Source organism: Bacillus sp. GW821-FHT01G09 (genome assembly GCF_059422205.1).
Genome location: NZ_JBWKWL010000004.1, coordinates 144,275 through 159,994 on the forward strand (window position 1 = coordinate 144,275; position 15,720 = coordinate 159,994).

20 protein-coding genes are annotated in these 15,720 nt (G+C 42.2%); 4 read left to right on the plus strand and 16 right to left on the minus strand.

All coding sequences use genetic code 11. The features are described from left to right. Nucleotides 1-9 precede the first annotated feature (9 nt). Entirely contained in the window at nucleotides 10-1,158 is a 1,149-nt protein-coding gene (locus tag AC07VD_RS14195; protein ID WP_129092478.1) for a phytase, read from the minus strand. 370 nt (nucleotides 1,159-1,528) lie between these two features. On the opposite strand from AC07VD_RS14195, the gene AC07VD_RS14200 reads away from it, so the two are divergent. Continuing rightward, nucleotides 1,529-2,554 carry an SDR family NAD(P)-dependent oxidoreductase gene (locus AC07VD_RS14200; protein ID WP_336805252.1) on the plus strand — a complete coding sequence of 342 codons (1,026 nt, stop codon included), beginning with the start codon at nucleotides 1,529-1,531 and terminating at the stop codon, nucleotides 2,552-2,554. Between the two features lie 43 nt (nucleotides 2,555-2,597). On the opposite strand, the gene msrB is transcribed toward AC07VD_RS14200, so the two are convergent. After that, the gene (gene msrB, locus AC07VD_RS14205; protein ID WP_024572009.1) at nucleotides 2,598-3,032 is read right to left on the minus strand and encodes a peptide-methionine (R)-S-oxide reductase MsrB; all 435 of its coding nucleotides are present in this window, start codon (nucleotides 3,030-3,032) and stop codon (nucleotides 2,598-2,600) included. Then, nucleotides 3,033-3,566 (minus strand): peptide-methionine (S)-S-oxide reductase MsrA, encoded by a 534-nt coding sequence (gene msrA / locus AC07VD_RS14210; protein ID WP_014477117.1) that lies wholly within the window; start codon nucleotides 3,564-3,566, stop codon nucleotides 3,033-3,035. It abuts the gene before it with no gap. 131 nt (nucleotides 3,567-3,697) lie between these two features. On the opposite strand from msrA, the gene AC07VD_RS14215 reads away from it, so the two are divergent. Continuing rightward, entirely contained in the window at nucleotides 3,698-4,123 is a 426-nt protein-coding gene (locus AC07VD_RS14215; RefSeq protein WP_004398634.1) for a MarR family transcriptional regulator, read from the plus strand. 49 nt (nucleotides 4,124-4,172) lie between these two features. On the opposite strand, the gene AC07VD_RS14220 is transcribed toward AC07VD_RS14215, so the two are convergent. From AC07VD_RS14220 to ilvA, 7 genes are all read right to left on the minus strand, one after another. Then, nucleotides 4,173-5,510, minus strand: a complete 1,338-nt coding sequence (locus tag AC07VD_RS14220) for an MATE family efflux transporter (protein ID WP_024572007.1) — start codon at nucleotides 5,508-5,510, stop codon at nucleotides 4,173-4,175. 71 nt (nucleotides 5,511-5,581) lie between these two features. Further along, nucleotides 5,582-5,776, minus strand: coding sequence for a protein YpmT (ypmT, locus tag AC07VD_RS14225; RefSeq protein ID WP_003230808.1), 195 nt, complete (start codon nucleotides 5,774-5,776; stop codon nucleotides 5,582-5,584). A 12-nt stretch (nucleotides 5,777-5,788) separates the two neighbouring features. Then, nucleotides 5,789-6,352, minus strand: a complete 564-nt coding sequence (locus AC07VD_RS14230) for a YpmS family protein (RefSeq protein ID WP_015251867.1) — start codon at nucleotides 6,350-6,352, stop codon at nucleotides 5,789-5,791. A gap of 9 nt (nucleotides 6,353-6,361) precedes the next feature. Next, complete coding sequence (locus AC07VD_RS14235) at nucleotides 6,362-7,129, minus strand: SGNH/GDSL hydrolase family protein (protein ID WP_494721831.1); 768 nt, start codon at nucleotides 7,127-7,129, stop codon at nucleotides 6,362-6,364. 77 nt (nucleotides 7,130-7,206) lie between these two features. Then, nucleotides 7,207-7,788 carry a cytochrome c oxidase assembly accessory protein ScuA gene (gene scuA / locus AC07VD_RS14240; RefSeq protein WP_024572006.1) on the minus strand — a complete coding sequence of 194 codons (582 nt, stop codon included), beginning with the start codon at nucleotides 7,786-7,788 and terminating at the stop codon, nucleotides 7,207-7,209. Between the two features lie 146 nt (nucleotides 7,789-7,934). Then, nucleotides 7,935-8,186, minus strand: a complete 252-nt coding sequence (locus tag AC07VD_RS14245) for a YpmP family protein (RefSeq protein ID WP_004399020.1) — start codon at nucleotides 8,184-8,186, stop codon at nucleotides 7,935-7,937. 85 nt (nucleotides 8,187-8,271) lie between these two features. Then, nucleotides 8,272-9,540 carry a threonine ammonia-lyase IlvA gene (gene ilvA / locus AC07VD_RS14250; RefSeq protein WP_129092481.1) on the minus strand — a complete coding sequence of 423 codons (1,269 nt, stop codon included), beginning with the start codon at nucleotides 9,538-9,540 and terminating at the stop codon, nucleotides 8,272-8,274. A 248-nt stretch (nucleotides 9,541-9,788) separates the two neighbouring features. On the opposite strand from ilvA, the gene AC07VD_RS14255 reads away from it, so the two are divergent. Both AC07VD_RS14255 and trhA read left to right on the plus strand, forming a co-directional pair. Then, nucleotides 9,789-10,784, plus strand: a complete 996-nt coding sequence (locus AC07VD_RS14255) for a sigma 54-interacting transcriptional regulator (protein ID WP_494721830.1) — start codon at nucleotides 9,789-9,791, stop codon at nucleotides 10,782-10,784. Nucleotides 10,785-10,804: 20 nt separating this feature from the next. Beyond that, a complete protein-coding gene (gene trhA / locus AC07VD_RS14260; protein WP_004398522.1) occupies nucleotides 10,805-11,446 on the plus strand; it encodes a PAQR family membrane homeostasis protein TrhA in 642 nt (213 codons plus the stop codon). A 39-nt stretch (nucleotides 11,447-11,485) separates the two neighbouring features. On the opposite strand, the gene AC07VD_RS14265 is transcribed toward trhA, so the two are convergent. The 6 genes from AC07VD_RS14265 to AC07VD_RS14290 all read right to left on the minus strand — a co-directional run bounded on the left by AC07VD_RS14265 (nucleotide 11,486) and on the right by AC07VD_RS14290 (nucleotide 15,683). Then, the gene (locus tag AC07VD_RS14265) at nucleotides 11,486-12,106 is read right to left on the minus strand and encodes a 1-acyl-sn-glycerol-3-phosphate acyltransferase (protein WP_494721829.1); all 621 of its coding nucleotides are present in this window, start codon (nucleotides 12,104-12,106) and stop codon (nucleotides 11,486-11,488) included. Further along, nucleotides 12,107-12,613 carry a dihydrofolate reductase DfrA gene (gene dfrA, locus AC07VD_RS14270; RefSeq protein ID WP_042976322.1) on the minus strand — a complete coding sequence of 169 codons (507 nt, stop codon included), beginning with the start codon at nucleotides 12,611-12,613 and terminating at the stop codon, nucleotides 12,107-12,109. Beyond that, nucleotides 12,610-13,404 (minus strand): thymidylate synthase, encoded by a 795-nt coding sequence (locus AC07VD_RS14275; protein WP_024572096.1) that lies wholly within the window; start codon nucleotides 13,402-13,404, stop codon nucleotides 12,610-12,612. The genes dfrA and AC07VD_RS14275 overlap by 4 nt, the downstream gene beginning before the upstream one ends. 83 nt (nucleotides 13,405-13,487) lie before the next feature. After that, on the minus strand, nucleotides 13,488-14,021 hold the full coding sequence (locus AC07VD_RS14280) for a phosphatidylglycerophosphatase A family protein (protein ID WP_019258702.1): 534 nt from the start codon (nucleotides 14,019-14,021) through the stop codon (nucleotides 13,488-13,490). 17 nt (nucleotides 14,022-14,038) lie between these two features. Further along, nucleotides 14,039-14,650, minus strand: a complete 612-nt coding sequence (locus tag AC07VD_RS14285) for a YpjP family protein (RefSeq protein ID WP_080529448.1) — start codon at nucleotides 14,648-14,650, stop codon at nucleotides 14,039-14,041. 259 nt (nucleotides 14,651-14,909) lie between these two features. After that, on the minus strand, nucleotides 14,910-15,683 hold the full coding sequence (locus AC07VD_RS14290; protein WP_494721828.1) for a class I SAM-dependent methyltransferase: 774 nt from the start codon (nucleotides 15,681-15,683) through the stop codon (nucleotides 14,910-14,912). Between the last annotated feature and the right edge of the window lie 37 nt (nucleotides 15,684-15,720).

The window sequence follows — 15,720 nt, forward strand, 5'->3', positions numbered from 1 at the left end:
CTTTCTTTTCTAGCCGTCAGAACGGTCTTTCAGCTTCCTCGGGTTCACCTGTTTATGAAGATCAGGCATTTCGCCGAGATGCTGTGCAATTTGTTCCCACGATACAATTTTGAAATTTTGATTGACGGCTTGTCCGTTATCGATATTTTCGCCGTCCTGCACCACAAAAATCCCGTACGGATATTTTGGGCCAAGTCCGAAACCGAGAACATCAATACCATCCGTGTCACTAGTACCGTCTATCTTCTCGCCATCTGTAATCTCAAAGTTGGCTACATAGCGATTTTTCCCCTGCCGTTCATACATTGCATAGCTGTTATTTCCTTGACTTGAAGCCATGAGATATCCTTTGCCATTTGGTGCATAATAGATTGTCAGTCCTTCAATATCAGCTGTCAAATGATCTCCTGTCGCACGGTCAACAACCTGCCCCTTTGATCCTCCGCCGGGCTCAGCTTTAAATTTCCAGATGGCCTCATCTTCCTCTGCTATGTATAGGTTTCCGTACTCATCATCCGCAACAAGGCCTTCGGTCTGAGAATTCAACTTAAATTCACGCACTTTTTTTCCTGTTACATAACCCTTTCCACCATCAACAATTTCATACTGCTCAAATTCCCCTTGTTTGCCTGTCACTAATGCGTAAAATGCTCCTGTTTTCTGGCTGTGATACAGGCCGAATCCATAAACCTCAGAAATATTGGTGGAAATAGGATGTTTCGGATCTGTAATGCTTTTCAATTTTCCTTTATCCCCGTCTATTGCATATACTTCAATTGTATTTTTTCCTTCGGACCGGTTGGATGCGGCAGCAATATCAATTTTTTCGCCGTTCAATGGAAAATCATAGCGCAGATCGACATTATTGAGCTTGCCAAACTCATAAGAATGAAGCTGTTTTCCGTCTAAATCATACACGACGAGCCCTGACTTCTTATTTGTAGTAATCAACTTGCTTTTTTCCGGGTGTTTTTCATGAACCCAAATGGCCGGGTCATCTGCTGCGTCATCGCCAGATGCGACCGGATCTGTCTCCGTGTGTGCAGTCACTTTGAAATGATGTTCCTCATTCACATAATGAGCCGACACCGAGGTTGCTGTCAGGCTAAGCAATAAACCCGCGGCAGTGCTTAGCAGCATTGTTTTTGAAACCTTCATTTGGTACCCTCCTCTTTTATCACTATCACTACTATTGTAAAATATATACAGGTGATTACCGTGAGGAAAATGAACCTTTTTTTATAGGGTTTCTGACTCATAAACAACTTTTCCCCAAAGAGGTACGTGAGATGGACTTTGCCAGATTTCCTTTTGCGGAGCGAAATAAAAATATGTTGAATATTTAGTACATTGTTTATTTAGTTTTGTTGTTCCCTAGTTACGTCCGTTTTTCCATTATCTATTAAAAAAGAACACTTTGTGACATGATCATTCCCCTAAATTTTGTTTTATTGGTTGCTTTCATTAATTCGATTACAAAGTTGAACATATGATGCATGGTAGAGAAACGAGAGTTGGAGGATAAGCCATGCCTAAACAGCAAACAGCAGAACTAAAACCATTTTTCCATAACAAAACAGTTTTAGTCACTGGCGGAACGGGTTCAATCGGGAGTCAAATTGTCAAACGCCTTTTGCTGCTTACCCCTAAACAGGTGATTGTATTCAGCAAAGACGACAGTAAACAGTATGTCATGAGCCAAAAGTATGCGGAGGATAAGCGGCTATTATTTGTACTCGGAGATGTACGCGATCACAGAAGGGTGAATCAGGTGATGAAAGGCGTTGATATCGTCTTTCACGCGGCTGCGCTGAAACAGGTTCCGACATGTGAGGACCATCCATTTGAAGCGATTCAGACCAATCTCATCGGCGGACAAAATGTGGTGGAAGCTGCCCTTTCACACCGAGTGCAGCATGTCATTAATATCAGTACAGATAAAGCTGTATCTCCTGTGAACACAATGGGTGCCACCAAGCTGTTATCTGAAAAGCTGTTTCATCAAGCAAACCGCCACGTCCAAAACAAAGGAACCTTGTTTTGTTCGGTCCGCTTTGGAAATGTTCTGGGTTCCAGAGGTTCGGTCATCCCCATATTATTTGAACAGATGATGGAGGGTGAACCTCTGACCATCACAGACAAAAACATGACCAGATTTTTCATGTCAATAGACGATGCAGCTACATTGACATTACAATCAGCTGCTATTACAAAAGGCGGAGAAACCTTTATTTTCAAAATGGAATCACTGAAACTTGAAGAACTGATTCATGGGTTTGAAGAATATGCATCGCAGCACGGGCTCCCGCGGCCGGCTGCAGTAGAAGTGGGCAAGCGTCCAGGTGAAAAGCTTCACGAAGAATTAACATCTCCACATGAAATTGAATCACTGTATGAATGGGGCAACCTTTATGCAATCCTTCCAGAGCCGGAAAAACATCCTGGCTTTCGCAAAGTCAATCTGCCTGGGTATCAATCAGATCAAGCCCCGCTCATTACGAAAGAAAGAATTGCTCAGATTATTGAAGAATTGCATCAAGAGAAAAAGGCATAAAAACAAGCCTGTCTATCCATTAGGCAGGCCTGTTTTTAACACTTTATTTATTAAAGAGATGCAGATAGCTTTCGTATCCTTCTTCTTTCAGCTTATGCTTCGGAACAAACCGCAGCGCTGCTGAATTTATGCAGTAACGAAGTCCGTTTGGCCCCGGTCCGTCATTAAATACGTGGCCAAGATGAGAATCAGCAGTTCGGCTTCTTACTTCTGTGCGAATCATGCCGTGGCTCGTGTCCAGTTTTTCTTCCACTTCTTCTTCTTCAATCGGCTTTGTAAAGCTTGGCCAGCCGCAGTGGGAATCAAATTTATCCTTGGATGTAAACAATGGCTTGCCTGACACAATGTCTACATACAACCCTTCTTCCTTATGATCCCAATATTCATTTTGAAATGGCGGCTCCGTGCCGTTATTTTGCGTTACTTCATATTGCATGCGATTTAATGACTTCAATTTTTCTTCTTTATTGTACGCCATTTATTTAGCCCCCCAATGCTCGCTGATAAATCCCGCTCGTCCGGAACCTGTCCGGTAGCGCTGATAATGTGCTGGATTCTTTTTATAAAAATGCTGATGGTAGCCTTCCGCTTCATAGAAAGGTTCAGCTTTTAAAATGTCCGTTACAATCGGATCTTTAAAGATGCCGCTTTCCGCCAGACGTTGCTTGGAAGCTTCCGCAAGCTCCTTTTGTTTATCATTATGATAAAAAATGGCTGCGCGATAGGAACTGCCGCGATCAGCAAACTGCCCCCCGGCATCTGTCGGATCGATTTGCTGCCAAAATAATTCAAGCAGTTTTTCATAAGGGAATACATCAGGATTAAACGTGATTTGAACGGCTTCACGATGTCCCGTCGTTTCACTGCACACCTCTTCATACGTAGGGTTTTCAGTATGGCCGCCTGTATACCCGGACACCACTTTTTCAATTCCCGGCTGTTCGTCAAAAGGTTTAACCATACACCAAAAACAGCCTCCTGCAAATGTGGCGATTTCTTTTTTTTCAGACATACTGGTGCCTCCTTTGTTAATACGTGGTATTATTATATTATAGCATGTAAAAATAGAATGAAAATGATTCTGCTTTTCAATAAAATCTATAGGTTTTAAGCAATATGCTTATGTAATGGAGGTTCACAAATTTGAAAGTAAGAACACAGATGATGTACGATATGGAAACTTTACTCCGTAAAGTCTTTAAACAAATACGCAATGAAATCAATGAAATTTTAGATAAAGAGCTGTCGCGGAATGAATTCACCATTCTTCGGATCCTCAGTGAACAAGGGCCTAAAAAAGTCACTGAATTTGCGCCTATTTTAGAGGTATCGGCAAGCCACATTACGGCTGTGACCGATGCGCTGGTAGAAAAGGAATGGATTACGAGAATCAGATCGAAGGAAGACAGACGCATCATCCGCATTCATATCACTGAAGCGGGCGAAAAAGTCCTTCAGCACTTTAACGAGAAAAAAACGGAATATTTCTTTAAACGCTTTGACTGCTACACTGATGCTGAACTTGCCACGTTAATCGAGCTCTTCAGCAAACTTGATAAAAAACGGTGAAAAAAAGCACATACCGATATATAGGTATGTGCTTTTCGCAGTGCTTCACTTATTTTTCAGTAAACAGCTTCATTGCTTTCCAGCGGCCATATCTATAATACAAAAATGCCGCGCAGCTGCTAAATAAAAAACTCATTCCGATTCCAAGCCCGATTCCTTTTTGTCCAAGCCAAGCTGAAAATAGAGCTGTGAAAGGATATCTCAACACCCAAAACGAGATTAAATTTAATACCAGAACCTGCAGCATCGCTCCCGCGGCCCTGACGATTCCGTTCAGCACAAAATTAATCCCAATAAAAGGGTAGAAAAACGCGATCCACTTCAAATATTGTTCACCAAATGCGACCGCATCGGGCTCACTGATAAATAACCTTATGAGATATTTACCAAATACCCAAATCATAACCGCAATCACCAGCATGCAGGAAATAACAGCTATCACACCCAGCCTTGCAATTGTTCCCACTCTTTTTTCGTTTCCGATTCCAATATTTTGCCCTGCCATACTATTGACGGCCGTACCGGCAGCCATTGCTGGAAGCGTGATGATGCTATCAAGCCGCTGCACCGCGCCAAAGCCTGATACCACGTGATCCCCGTATGAGTTGACAACACTCATAATCGCCATCATACCGCCTGTAATCACCATCATCTGCAGACCTGCCGGAATCCCGAGTTTCAAAATCAGCGCGGACTCTTCCCACTTGGGCATTCTCGGAATCGAGAATGGCACAAGCTTGTGTTTGATGACATAAAACAACCCATACAGAAACGCAATGCCCTGTGACAAAATCGTTGAATAAGCCGCTCCCGCTATTCCCATGCGGAACACAGAAATAAAGAGCGGCGCAAGCACTGTATTCAGTACAACAGCAAACGCAATAAACCGGAGAGGTGTCTTGCTGTCACCCAGCGCACGAAGCACAGTACTGATAAAGTTATAACCAAACAAAAATAAAATGCCGATAAATTGAATCTGTAAATACGTCTCAGCAAGCGGAATCATTGACTCCGGCGTTTTTAGAAGACGCAGCAAAAGCTCTGAGAGAAAAAAACCGGCAACGCCGAATCCGATGCTTAGGCCTGTTAATAAAACAACAAAAGCGTTAATATACGACGCCATTCCTTTTACATCATCTTTTCCTTTTTGCTGAGATAAAATGGTTAACGTCGCATTGTTAAGGCCCAAAATAAAAGACAGCACGGTCAAAACAATCGTGCTTGATACCGCGGCTGCCCCAAGGGCCTTTGCCCCCAGTAAATTGCCAATCCACAAGCTGTCTATAAATTGAAAGGAAACCTGCAATGCGTTTCCGAGCATAATAGGCATTGAAAACAGTACAAGCTGTTTCAGCACGTTCCCCTGTGTAAAATCGTATGCTTTCATCTTTTCTCCTTGTGTTCTCAAATTTTCTTTGGACCGCATGAAAAAAGAGACGTTGTTTCATGTCTCTTTTTTCATGACTTATCGGTTTTTTTTCGGTCTCGCATACCGAATGTAAACACCATCACACTTAGGAACAAGGCACAATAGGAAACATTCAAATACATTTGATCCATGTCTTCAGCAGCCAGATGATGATAAGCAAGCCAGCCGAAGTACAGGGAAAATGTAAAGGATAATAAACTGAAATACTGGTAAATCCGTTTCATTTTCAGTCACCTCTATTGTTTAGGATGGTAATAGGAAAACTCAATTTCATCTTTTTCTAAATTTATCTTATCCGCTTTGACATACATTCCATTCGTTAAAGGCATTTCTGACAAACGCACTTCAATGCTTTTATCTCCGGGGTGAACATGGACAAATGACGGCAATTCATAAAAGCTGTCCATATAATTTAACACAAAGCTAATTGGTATACTCAATTTCCCTAACGAAAATTTCGTGACATTCAGCTCTACATCACCGTTTTTTTTCACGGTCGGCTCAAAAGCGATAAACGCATCAATAGACGTGGAAAATGCCTTGATTTTCCCTGCGACATGAACATCATCATCAATCTCTACTTTATAATCAAGCTTGTTTGATGCTTTGTCGTTTAAATATGAGTTAACAAACGCAGCTAATGATTCTTTTGTGCTTGTCACTTGAAATCCATACTCGCTCTCAGATGAATCCTTCACCTGAGCCTGTTCCCCCGGGAGCAAAACAAGTGCCACAAACCCGGCGGCGAGGATAAAATTAATTGCAAGCAATATAAAAAACAGTCGCTTCCACTTATTCATGCTGTCACCCTACTCTTTCGGTAATCCTTCTTTTTTAATGGCTTGATAGACGCGCTTTGCGATAAGAGAATAACCCGTACCATTAGGATGAAAATCATCTTCCTCAGAAATTCGGCTGCTGTCACTTTTTTGATTGAACAAATCTTCGATATGAACGATTTTTGCATGTTTATCTTTTTTCAGCTCTTTTTCAGCAATATGGTTCCAATCCGTGACGACACCATTTATTTCATTTAGTTCTGATAATGTAAACGTAAACGGATTGTACATGCTGACATAAATCAGCTTAGCGTGATCATTCAGCTCGCGAATTTCAGAAATGATTTTTTCAAAGCGCTTTTCGTACGGTTTTTCCGCTTCCTGAAACGGTTCAACGGTTAATTGCAGAAAGTTTTGGCGAAGGATTTTCATCAAATCATTACCGCCAATTGTAAAAAAGACATAATCTGCGTCCTTTATGCCTTTTTGAACCTTTTTATCTTTTAGTTTTTCTAATAAATCATCCGAACGGTTCCCTTTTACAGCATAATTTTTCACGTCGACCGTTTTGACTTGTTTATCTGACCGGATAGAATCCGCCACCTTGCCGACATATCCCTTTCCGTCGGGATCTCCGACTCCTTCTGTCAGCGAATCCCCGACAGCCGCTATGACAATGTGTTCTTTTGTTTTCGTTTCATGGGCTTTTTGTTTTCCCTCAGATGATGTACGTATGCTCGTACACGCAGTAAGAAGCAAAATCAAACTGGCCATGATTGAAAAAATGCGCAGCTTCAATCTTGTTGCTCCTTCCCATTCTACTAGTGGAAAGTGTATCATGTTTTAGAAGATTTGCAAATGCCTAGTCTCTTAGCTTACTTGAGTGTACTGGCTGACTTCACATCGGAAATGATATCATCGTACGGTGTATTCTCCACTCCATTGTAATCTTTCAGCACCTTACCGTCCGGACCTACCAAATAAAAAGAAGATTGATGAATCACTTGGTCCTCTCCCTCCGGCTTCTTTACGATCGCTTTAAAGCTCTTAAGTGCGAACTCCTCAATCTCACTCTGGCTGTATCCCGTGAGAAAATCCCAGTTATCAAAAGATAATGGATAATTTGCGGCAAATTTCTTCAGCTGTTTCGGCTTATCGTTTTCTGGGTCAACACTAAATGATATGATGCGGACATCTATATTTTCGGCTTTCAGTTTTTTTTGCAGATCGGTCATATGAGCGGTCATTGGCGGACATATAGTTTCACAATTGGTAAAAATAAAATCCGCCAGCCATACTTCTCCTTTTAAACTCTCTAAAGAAACGTTCTTGCCGTCTTGGTTTTGAAATGTAAAAGGCTCCACCTCGTAATTGAGCGGATTTTTAATCTGCTGTCCTCCGCATGCACACAAAAACAGAAAAATCAGCCCAGCCGTTAATCCCTTGATAACCTTCATGACATCCACCCTTTCCAGCCATCATAAAAACGCTTTCTAAAACCGTCCTTACTGTCCCATGTTTGTATTCGATACTGAGCAAAAAAAATCCTGCATGCCTCCCATTAACGATTACAAAGGAGGGCATGCAGGTAAAAAACGGCATGTTACGCGTTGTGCTTTAACACCTCTTGATGAAATACAGCCTGATAATCTGCCCACTTCATCCGGCGCTTCATATAATGTCGGAAAGAATACACTTTTGCCCTGCTGTTTGATGAAAACACTTCTTTTAAGTAGAATTGCAAATGGTGATGTAACATAAAGAAATAGTGCTCATCTTCCTTTAATACAGGTATTTCTGTCACTTTCACCTGAATCCCGTCACCGCGTTTGAACTCTAGGCTTTTGAGTAACAAGCTATCAATCCTCTTTTTTGTTTTTCTTCTATTATATATGATGCCAGCCGGGCTGTCTGTCATTTTGCGCGGTTGTGTAAAAAAATTAGATCAGCAAATGGAACAAGTCCTCATCCTTGTTCACCTCTACATAATGAAACGGTTTTTTGTTCATTCGTTCAATCAGCGGCCCATAATCGGCTTTGTTCTGCAGCTCGATGCCGACAAGAGCAGGTCCGTTGCTTTTATTATTTTTCTTCGTATATTCAAATCTTGTAATGTCATCATTCGGCCCGAGGACTTCGTCAAGAAATTCGCGGAGCGCCCCCGCTCTTTGCGGAAAGTTGACGATAAAATAATGCTGAAGACCTTCAAAAATCAAGGAACGCTCCTTCATTTCCTGCATTCTTCCGATATCGTTATTCCCCCCGCTGACCACACACACCACATTTTTTCCTTTGATTTCATCTTTGTACAAATCAAGCGCTGCGACAGAAAGAGCTCCGGCCGGTTCAGCAACAATCGCACATTCGTTATATAATTCAAGAATGGATGTACATACTTTTCCTTCAGGCACAAGGAGAATGTCATCAACGACAGTTTCCAGCGTCTGGAAGGTTTCCTCGCCAATTTTTTTAACAGCCGCCCCATCTACAAACTTGTCAATTTTATCAAGTGTGACGACATGCCCAGCTTTGTTTGATTCAAAGTAGGATGCCGCTCCCGCCGGCTCAACAGCAATTACCTTTGTATCAGGAGACACGTTTTTCAAATATGTACCTGCCCCAGAGAGAAGGCCGCCGCCTCCGACACTTGCAAAAAGAAAATGCGGTTCTCCATCAATGTCGTTTAAAATCTCGACTGCGAGCGTCCCCTGTCCGGCCATCACATCCGGATCATCGAACGGATGGATAAACGTCCGCGATTCAGCCTCACAGCATTCAACGGCGCTTTTATACGCGTCGTCAAACGTATCACCTGTCAAAATAATATCGATAAATCCTTTTCCGAATAGTTCAACTTGAGATACTTTTTGTCTCGGTGTAGTAGACGGCATAAAAATTTTCCCGTGAATGCCAAGATGTTTACACGAAAATGCCACACCTTGAGCGTGGTTTCCGGCACTTGCACACACAACTCCGTTCTCTGTCTGCTCGCTGGAAAGCTGTTTCATTTTATGATAAGCCCCTCTGAGCTTAAAAGATCTGACAACTTGCAAGTCTTCACGTTTTAAATAGATATTGCATTCATATCTCTCAGAAAGTCTGTCATTCCTCTGCAAAGGTGTGTGAATGACAACGTCCTTTACGTTTTGGTGAGCCTTCAAAATGTCTTTCACTTGGATGAGAGAGTTTTCTTTCAACAACGGTTTCATGTACAGATTCCTTTCTTGTTTTAAATCCCTATTTAATATGCCATTATAACATGAATATTCAAAAAATAAGACAATTATTTTTATTTAATAATTAAAAAAATACAGACTATGTCCACCACATCTTGTGGTAACTTCTGTTCAACAATTATCCTGAAGAGCCAAGAAAAAAGATGATCGTAAAATAAAGGGTGTTTTCAACCAAAAGGCATGATATAATCAAACCAATTAGAACCAAAAGGAGCCAATTGATGAATAGTGCACCAAAACTCAATACATTTCAACAACTAATCGGAGAACATCAAACTTTCCTGGAAGCGAAGCGAATCGCCAAGCAGTTCTCGTTATCGGAGCTTCCTGTCTTAATAACAGGAAAAATCGGAACAGGCAAAAATCACTTCGCACATGCCATACACTTGGAATCTTCGAGAAGCAATGAACCGTTTATAAGCGTCAATTGCAGCACCCATTCGGAAGAAACCCTTATTCATGAGCTTTTTGGCCCTAGCGGAAACACAGGTGCTTTTCAAAAAGCGGTACGAGGAACCCTTTTTCTTGATGATGTATGGCGCATGCCTGCTTCTGTACAAGCTCAGCTGTTAAAAGCGCTTGATTCAGACACGGAGAAACCGCGAATGATCTGTGCTTCTGCAGACCGATCCGTGGAACATACCTTCAGGCAAGACTTATTCTACAGACTGAACATTTTAACGCTTACACTGCCCGAATTATCGGAACGAAAAAGCGATATACCGCTTTTGACACAGCATTTTCTCTCAAATTCCGGTCAGCAATTGTTAATCGATCCCTCCGTTTTTCAGGTGCTTGAGAAGCATGCATTTGAAGGAAATGTCAGGGAATTAAAAAACGCTGCAGATTATATGGCGGCAGTATCAAGCGGAGGAACGATTCAGCCATATGACCTGCCGCCATATATTAGAGGCGCGATAGACGGAAAAACGTCGAAGAAAAAAGCGAAGCTGCTGACTTTAATGGAAAAAGCTGAGTTTTTGTTTATTTTGGAAACAATAAAAGTATTGAACGAAAAAGGAGAACCTGCCAGCAGACGGATCATTTCTGAACACAGCAAAAATACCCAAACCTCGTTAACTCCTCAGCAGGTCAGAAGCCGTCTCGACTATTTGGAGAAAAAAGATTATGTCACCAAAAGCCGCGGACGCGCAGGCACAAAAATTACCTTTGAGGGCTTGAGCTTTATAGAGACGTTAAAAAATCAAATGATCTAGCGATCGAAAGGAGAATGTACTTGTTTACAATCAAAGAAGAGATCGCCAATGCGATTACACACGGCATCGGTGTCCTCTTATCCATCCCAGCATTAGTGTTTCTAATCATATTTGCGGCTAATTACGGGTCTGCATGGGACATTGTCAGCTTTACAATATTCGGTGTCTCTATGCTGCTGTTATATTTGAGCTCCACCCTGCTTCACAGCATCACACATAAAAAAACGAAAGACATTTTGGAGATTATTGATCATAGCGCGATTTACGTACTCATCGCCGGAACCTACACGCCTTTTTTGCTTGGGCCGCTGAAAGGCACACTCGGCTTTACCCTGTTGGTTATCGTATGGTCACTTGCCCTAGGCGGAATCGTTTTTAAAATTTTCTTTGTGAAACGGTTTATCCTATTGTCAACCTTCGTGTATTTAGTCATGGGGTGGCTGATGATTATTGCAGTTAAACCTTTATATGCTTCACTGAGCGGAGCGGGATTCAGCCTTCTCTTTCTCGGCGGCATTTTATACTCTGTCGGAACCATCTTTTACATTTGGAAAAAGATCCCCTTCCATCACGCCATTTGGCACAGCTTTGTATTGGGCGGGAGCGCTGCCATGTTTTTCTGCGTGCTCTTCTATTGTGTAAAGGTGCCGTTCCTTTCGTAACAGTAACAGAAAAGCGCAGTCTTCACGACTGCGCTTTTTTTATGCACGTAATTGTTTTTCATTGGCAGGTATATAAGCTTTTGAAAAGGACAATTCAATGTCTGCCGGTTTTAAGCGTTTAAAAAACGAGCCCTTTTGCATGTTATCTGTTCCTTTCGTTTCCACCCTCACCAACGGAAGATGATAGCGGGCCGCAAGTTCTATAGGATCAATAGAACCATCTAGTGAAAGAATCAGGCTTTGTCCCTTTTCCAGCTGTTTTGTCACATCTTCATATACCTTTTCTGAATCACCGTCTGAAATCACATCCATCCGATCCAGCCATTGCCCGATAAAAGGCAAGCGGAACACTTTTGGGTTGGCGATAAAGCCGGCCGGTTCCTCAATATATCCAGCAATTAAGGCCAGTTCAGCCAAACGCAAACGGGGATGCACATACAAAACAGGACCGTGTGGTATTGGCTCTGGCTGATGGATTGTCACAACTGAACCGGAGATGCCGATACAGCCTTCCAAAAACGCCTTTGGCTGTTCGTACACAAGAGTCATCTGTTTTTTGTATGACAGACGGGGATCGAGCATTGTTTGATTAAATAATTGTTTCATATTTTTTAACAGCATATACACAATATAAACCACTAGAAGGCTGTAGCGAACCAATTAAAATCCTCCCGCTTTAGAAGAATTCTTTTTTTCATACATTAGAAATTCGTAATCATACGGGTTTTTTTCGTCTTTGATCCCCTGCTCAGAAGAAACCAGCTTCCAATTGGATTCATCAAATTCAGGGAAATGACGGTCACCCTCAAACTCGTGATGAATTTTCGTCATATACAGTCTGTCCGCATAAGGGAACAGGTCCGTATAGAGCTGAGCCCCTCCGATCACAAAGCATTCTTCAGGGCCTGAACAAATGTCCAGTACATCCTTTAATGAACTGACAACCGTGCATCCCGGAAATTCTGAATCCGGCGCTGAGGTAACGACAATATTTTTCCGATTTGGAAGCGGACGTCCGATCGATTCAAATGTTTTCCGGCCCATAATGATTGAATGGCCCGATGTTATTTTCTTAAAGTATGCAAGATCATTGGGCAAATGCCACGGCAAATCATTGTCTTTGCCGATAAGCCTGTTGGCATCCATCGCAAAAATGAATGAAATCATACGCTGACCGCCCCTTTTATATGAGGATGCGGATCATAATCCTCGATGATAAAGTCCTCAAATGCAAAGTTAAAAATAGAATCAACCTTTCTGGCGAAACGAAGCTGCGGAAGCGGTCTAACATCTCTTTCCAGCTGCAAATTGACTTGTTCAATATGATTTTGATAAATATGAACATCACCAAACGTATGGATGAACTCGCCCGGTTCAAGCCCAGTCACATGAGCAATCATCATGGTTAGGAGGGCATAAGATGCAATATTAAACGGCACACCTAAGAAAACATCGGCAGAGCGCTGATACAGCTGACAGGACAGCTTGCCGTCAGACACATAGAATTGGAACAGGCAATGGCACGGCGGCAACGCCATTTTATCAATTTCACCAACATTCCAGGCGCTGACGATTAAGCGTCTGGAGTTCGGATTTGTTTTAATATCTTCAATAAGACGGGAAATTTGATCAATGGTTTCTCCATCAGCTCCCCGCCAAGAACGCCATTGGGAGCCATATACAGGTCCAAGTTCACCGTTTTCATCAGCCCACTCATTCCAGATTCGCACTCCGTTTTCCTGCAGATAGCGTACATTCGTATCTCCTTTTAAGAACCACAGCAGTTCATGCGCAATTGATTTAAAGTGGAGTTTTTTAGTGGTGAGCATCGGAAAGCCTTCCCGTAAATTAAATCTCATTTGATATCCGAAAGTGCTGATTGTTCCGGTCCCTGTCCGGTCTCCCTTTTTCTCACCATGCTCTAAAACATGTCTGCATAAATCCTTATACTGTTTCATTTTTTTCATCCTTTAAAAGTAGTCTTCTAGTAGTGTAACACAATAAAAAATCATTTCTGAACCCAGAAATGATTTTTTTATAGTCAGCTGACGACAGGCTTTTCATCCTGTTCTTTTTCTTCATCTTGCAGATCCTGATGCGTATGTGCAATTCTGCTCGCCGCTGCTGCAGCAAGAGCTGCCACAATATCATCCAAAAAGGTGTGAATACCGTCTGGACTTTCATCAAGTTCCTTAATAATTCCAATCTTCTCTTTATCCAAATAACCGAAATTGGTCAAACCGATCGATCCGTACACATTAACGATTGAAAGCGGGATAATTTCATCTATGCCGTAAAGCGGTTCATCCGTTTCAACAAGGTGCTGCAGCGGCTCGGGGAGAAGCTTCTGTTCTGCAAGCTGATCGAGTGCAAGGCCTGTCAAAACAGCATGAATAATTTCACGTTTGTTCAGGACTTTTTCTACATTCTCCATGCAAACACTGAGCGGCAGATTTGGATTGTATTTTTCCTGAAGTTTTTGAACAATCTGTGCAATATCTTCTATCATAACGCCCCGTTTGTTCAGCATATCCTTTGTTATATCGACCATTTCATTCATTGTGTACTTTTTCATGTCTAATGGCATCTCCTTTAGGCACTCATCCAGTTGGGAGGCGTGTTGCGGTCCCAGTAAATGCTCCCAAGCTCATGATGTGATTGAAATCCATCTTCTGCTGTATGATAATGAAAATTAAACCAGTAGCCGTCATGCGGCGGATGGTCTCTTCGCACATGGAATCTGAGAAGATCTTCTCCAGTTGTCCGATTGTAAACGTTGAAAATTTTTTCCGTTTTGCCCGCTGAAGGCATGCTTGAGATCACAACATCTTGGTACGCCTCATCATCTTGCAATGTCGCTAAATATTCACTAATCACATTTTCGATTTTTGGCAGGATCTCTTTCCGATAGTCATCCTCAATGACCGGAGCGATTCTGCTGCCGAATTTTAAAAAGGACTGATCCTCAGCGCTGTCAAGGAGCTGTTCCTTGTACGATTGAAAAAGCAGTTCAGGATTTTGCCTGTCATCCGACTCATCATCATACAGGTCATGCTCATCATAAAAAGCGGTGTAATCATTCTGCTCAAGACTGCTCGGCTGTCCGGAAGGCTTGTCCGCCATAAGGGCAGCCGGAGGAGATACGAGCCCGAACGTTACAATGGTAAATAAAACCACAAGGGTCTTTCTCATCCACAATTTCATGACTGCTTATTCCTCTCTATTTTATTGTCATGTTTCTCTTATTTTAGCACATCCAAAACATGCAAGTCATGTACTATATGAAACTGATATGCAAATTAGGAGATTCGTTGCTATGCACTTTGTGTAAAAACGCTTACAATATTCAATGAAAGGAGGCTTTCCGCATGATTGACGCTCTGTTTGCCACAGTTTCACTCTTAACATTATTATACTTTGTCGTCATGGAGGTCACCGATTAACAGAAAGCCCGTGATATGAATCACGGGCTTGTTTGAATGACGCCATAATGGAACAGTGCTGTTTTTCTTTTCATGACGTTAAAACCAAACTGTTCAAACCGCGGACTTTTCCAGTGGTCTTTTAGCACAACGCTTTTTCTGGCGACTCGTACCGCTTCATTGATACATCCTTCGTGTAAAACTGAATCCTCTGCCAAATCACGTAAAGGCGCGATGCCGTCAGAGGTCTCTACAGGTTCATGAAACATTGGATCGAAATAAACCACATCAACAGAGTTGTCAGGAAGCTGTTTGATGTATTCTAAGCAATCACCATTCTTCACCTGGATTCTTCTCATCGCAGCTTGAAGCTCTTCTATACCCGTTTCCCATGAATGCAGCCCCATCCTCACTAAAACAGACACAAGATGGTTTTTTTCAATCCCAACAACAGAACCCGTTTCGCCTACTGCCATACTTGCGATAATGGCATCTGACCCCAGCCCGAGTGTGCAATCTAAAAACGTGTCCCCTTCAGATAAGCTGGCAGCCCGAAGCATAGGCTCTTGCTCTCCCTGTAAGAAGCGTTTGGCTCTAAACATCGCTGTATTCGGATGAAAAAAGAATTTGGCACCTTGTTTCGTATGCAGCTCAAACCGCTCTTTGCCGACCACAAGCAAATCACGTTCAGCTGACTTCAGCAGGTGTTCAACCGTTTGTTTATTCCGGCCGCAGTATGGCATATTTAGCTCTTTAGAAAGCTGCTTTGCGGTTTTTATGGTGTGTTCAGACGGTCTATAGCTTGTTGTTATCATCTTCTGTACTCCCAAAAAGAAAATGCCCGGAAAACGG

Bases quoted from the DNA above. Each gene is read 5' to 3' on its own strand.
- AC07VD_RS14275 (WP_024572096.1), bottom strand. From the start codon at position 13,404: ATGAAACAGTATAAGGATTTATGCAGACATGTTTTAGAGCATGGTGAG.
- AC07VD_RS14220 (WP_024572007.1), bottom strand. From the start codon at position 5,510: ATGAAAGCATACGATTTTACACAGGGGAACGTGCTGAAACAGCTTGTA.
- AC07VD_RS14230 (WP_015251867.1), bottom strand. From the start codon at position 6,352: ATGAATAAGTGGAAGCGACTGTTTTTTATATTGCTTGCAATTAATTTT.
- scuA (WP_024572006.1), bottom strand. From the start codon at position 7,788: ATGAAGGTTATCAAGGGATTAACGGCTGGGCTGATTTTTCTGTTTTTG.
- AC07VD_RS14200 (WP_336805252.1), top strand. From the start codon at position 1,529: ATGCCTAAACAGCAAACAGCAGAACTAAAACCATTTTTCCATAACAAA.
- msrB (WP_024572009.1), bottom strand. From the start codon at position 3,032: ATGGCGTACAATAAAGAAGAAAAATTGAAGTCATTAAATCGCATGCAA.
- AC07VD_RS14290 (WP_494721828.1), bottom strand. From the start codon at position 15,683: ATGATAACAACAAGCTATAGACCGTCTGAACACACCATAAAAACCGCA.
- msrA (WP_014477117.1), bottom strand. From the start codon at position 3,566: ATGTCTGAAAAAAAAGAAATCGCCACATTTGCAGGAGGCTGTTTTTGG.
- AC07VD_RS14195 (WP_129092478.1), bottom strand. From the start codon at position 1,158: ATGAAGGTTTCAAAAACAATGCTGCTAAGCACTGCCGCGGGTTTATTG.
- dfrA (WP_042976322.1), bottom strand. From the start codon at position 12,613: ATGATTTCATTCATTTTTGCGATGGATGCCAACAGGCTTATCGGCAAA.
- AC07VD_RS14285 (WP_080529448.1), bottom strand. From the start codon at position 14,650: ATGAAATTGTGGATGAGAAAGACCCTTGTGGTTTTATTTACCATTGTA.
- ypmT (WP_003230808.1), bottom strand. From the start codon at position 5,776: ATGAAACGGATTTACCAGTATTTCAGTTTATTATCCTTTACATTTTCC.
- ilvA (WP_129092481.1), bottom strand. From the start codon at position 9,540: ATGAAACCGTTGTTGAAAGAAAACTCTCTCATCCAAGTGAAAGACATT.
- AC07VD_RS14280 (WP_019258702.1), bottom strand. From the start codon at position 14,021: ATGAAAAAGTACACAATGAATGAAATGGTCGATATAACAAAGGATATG.
- AC07VD_RS14255 (WP_494721830.1), top strand. From the start codon at position 9,789: ATGAATAGTGCACCAAAACTCAATACATTTCAACAACTAATCGGAGAA.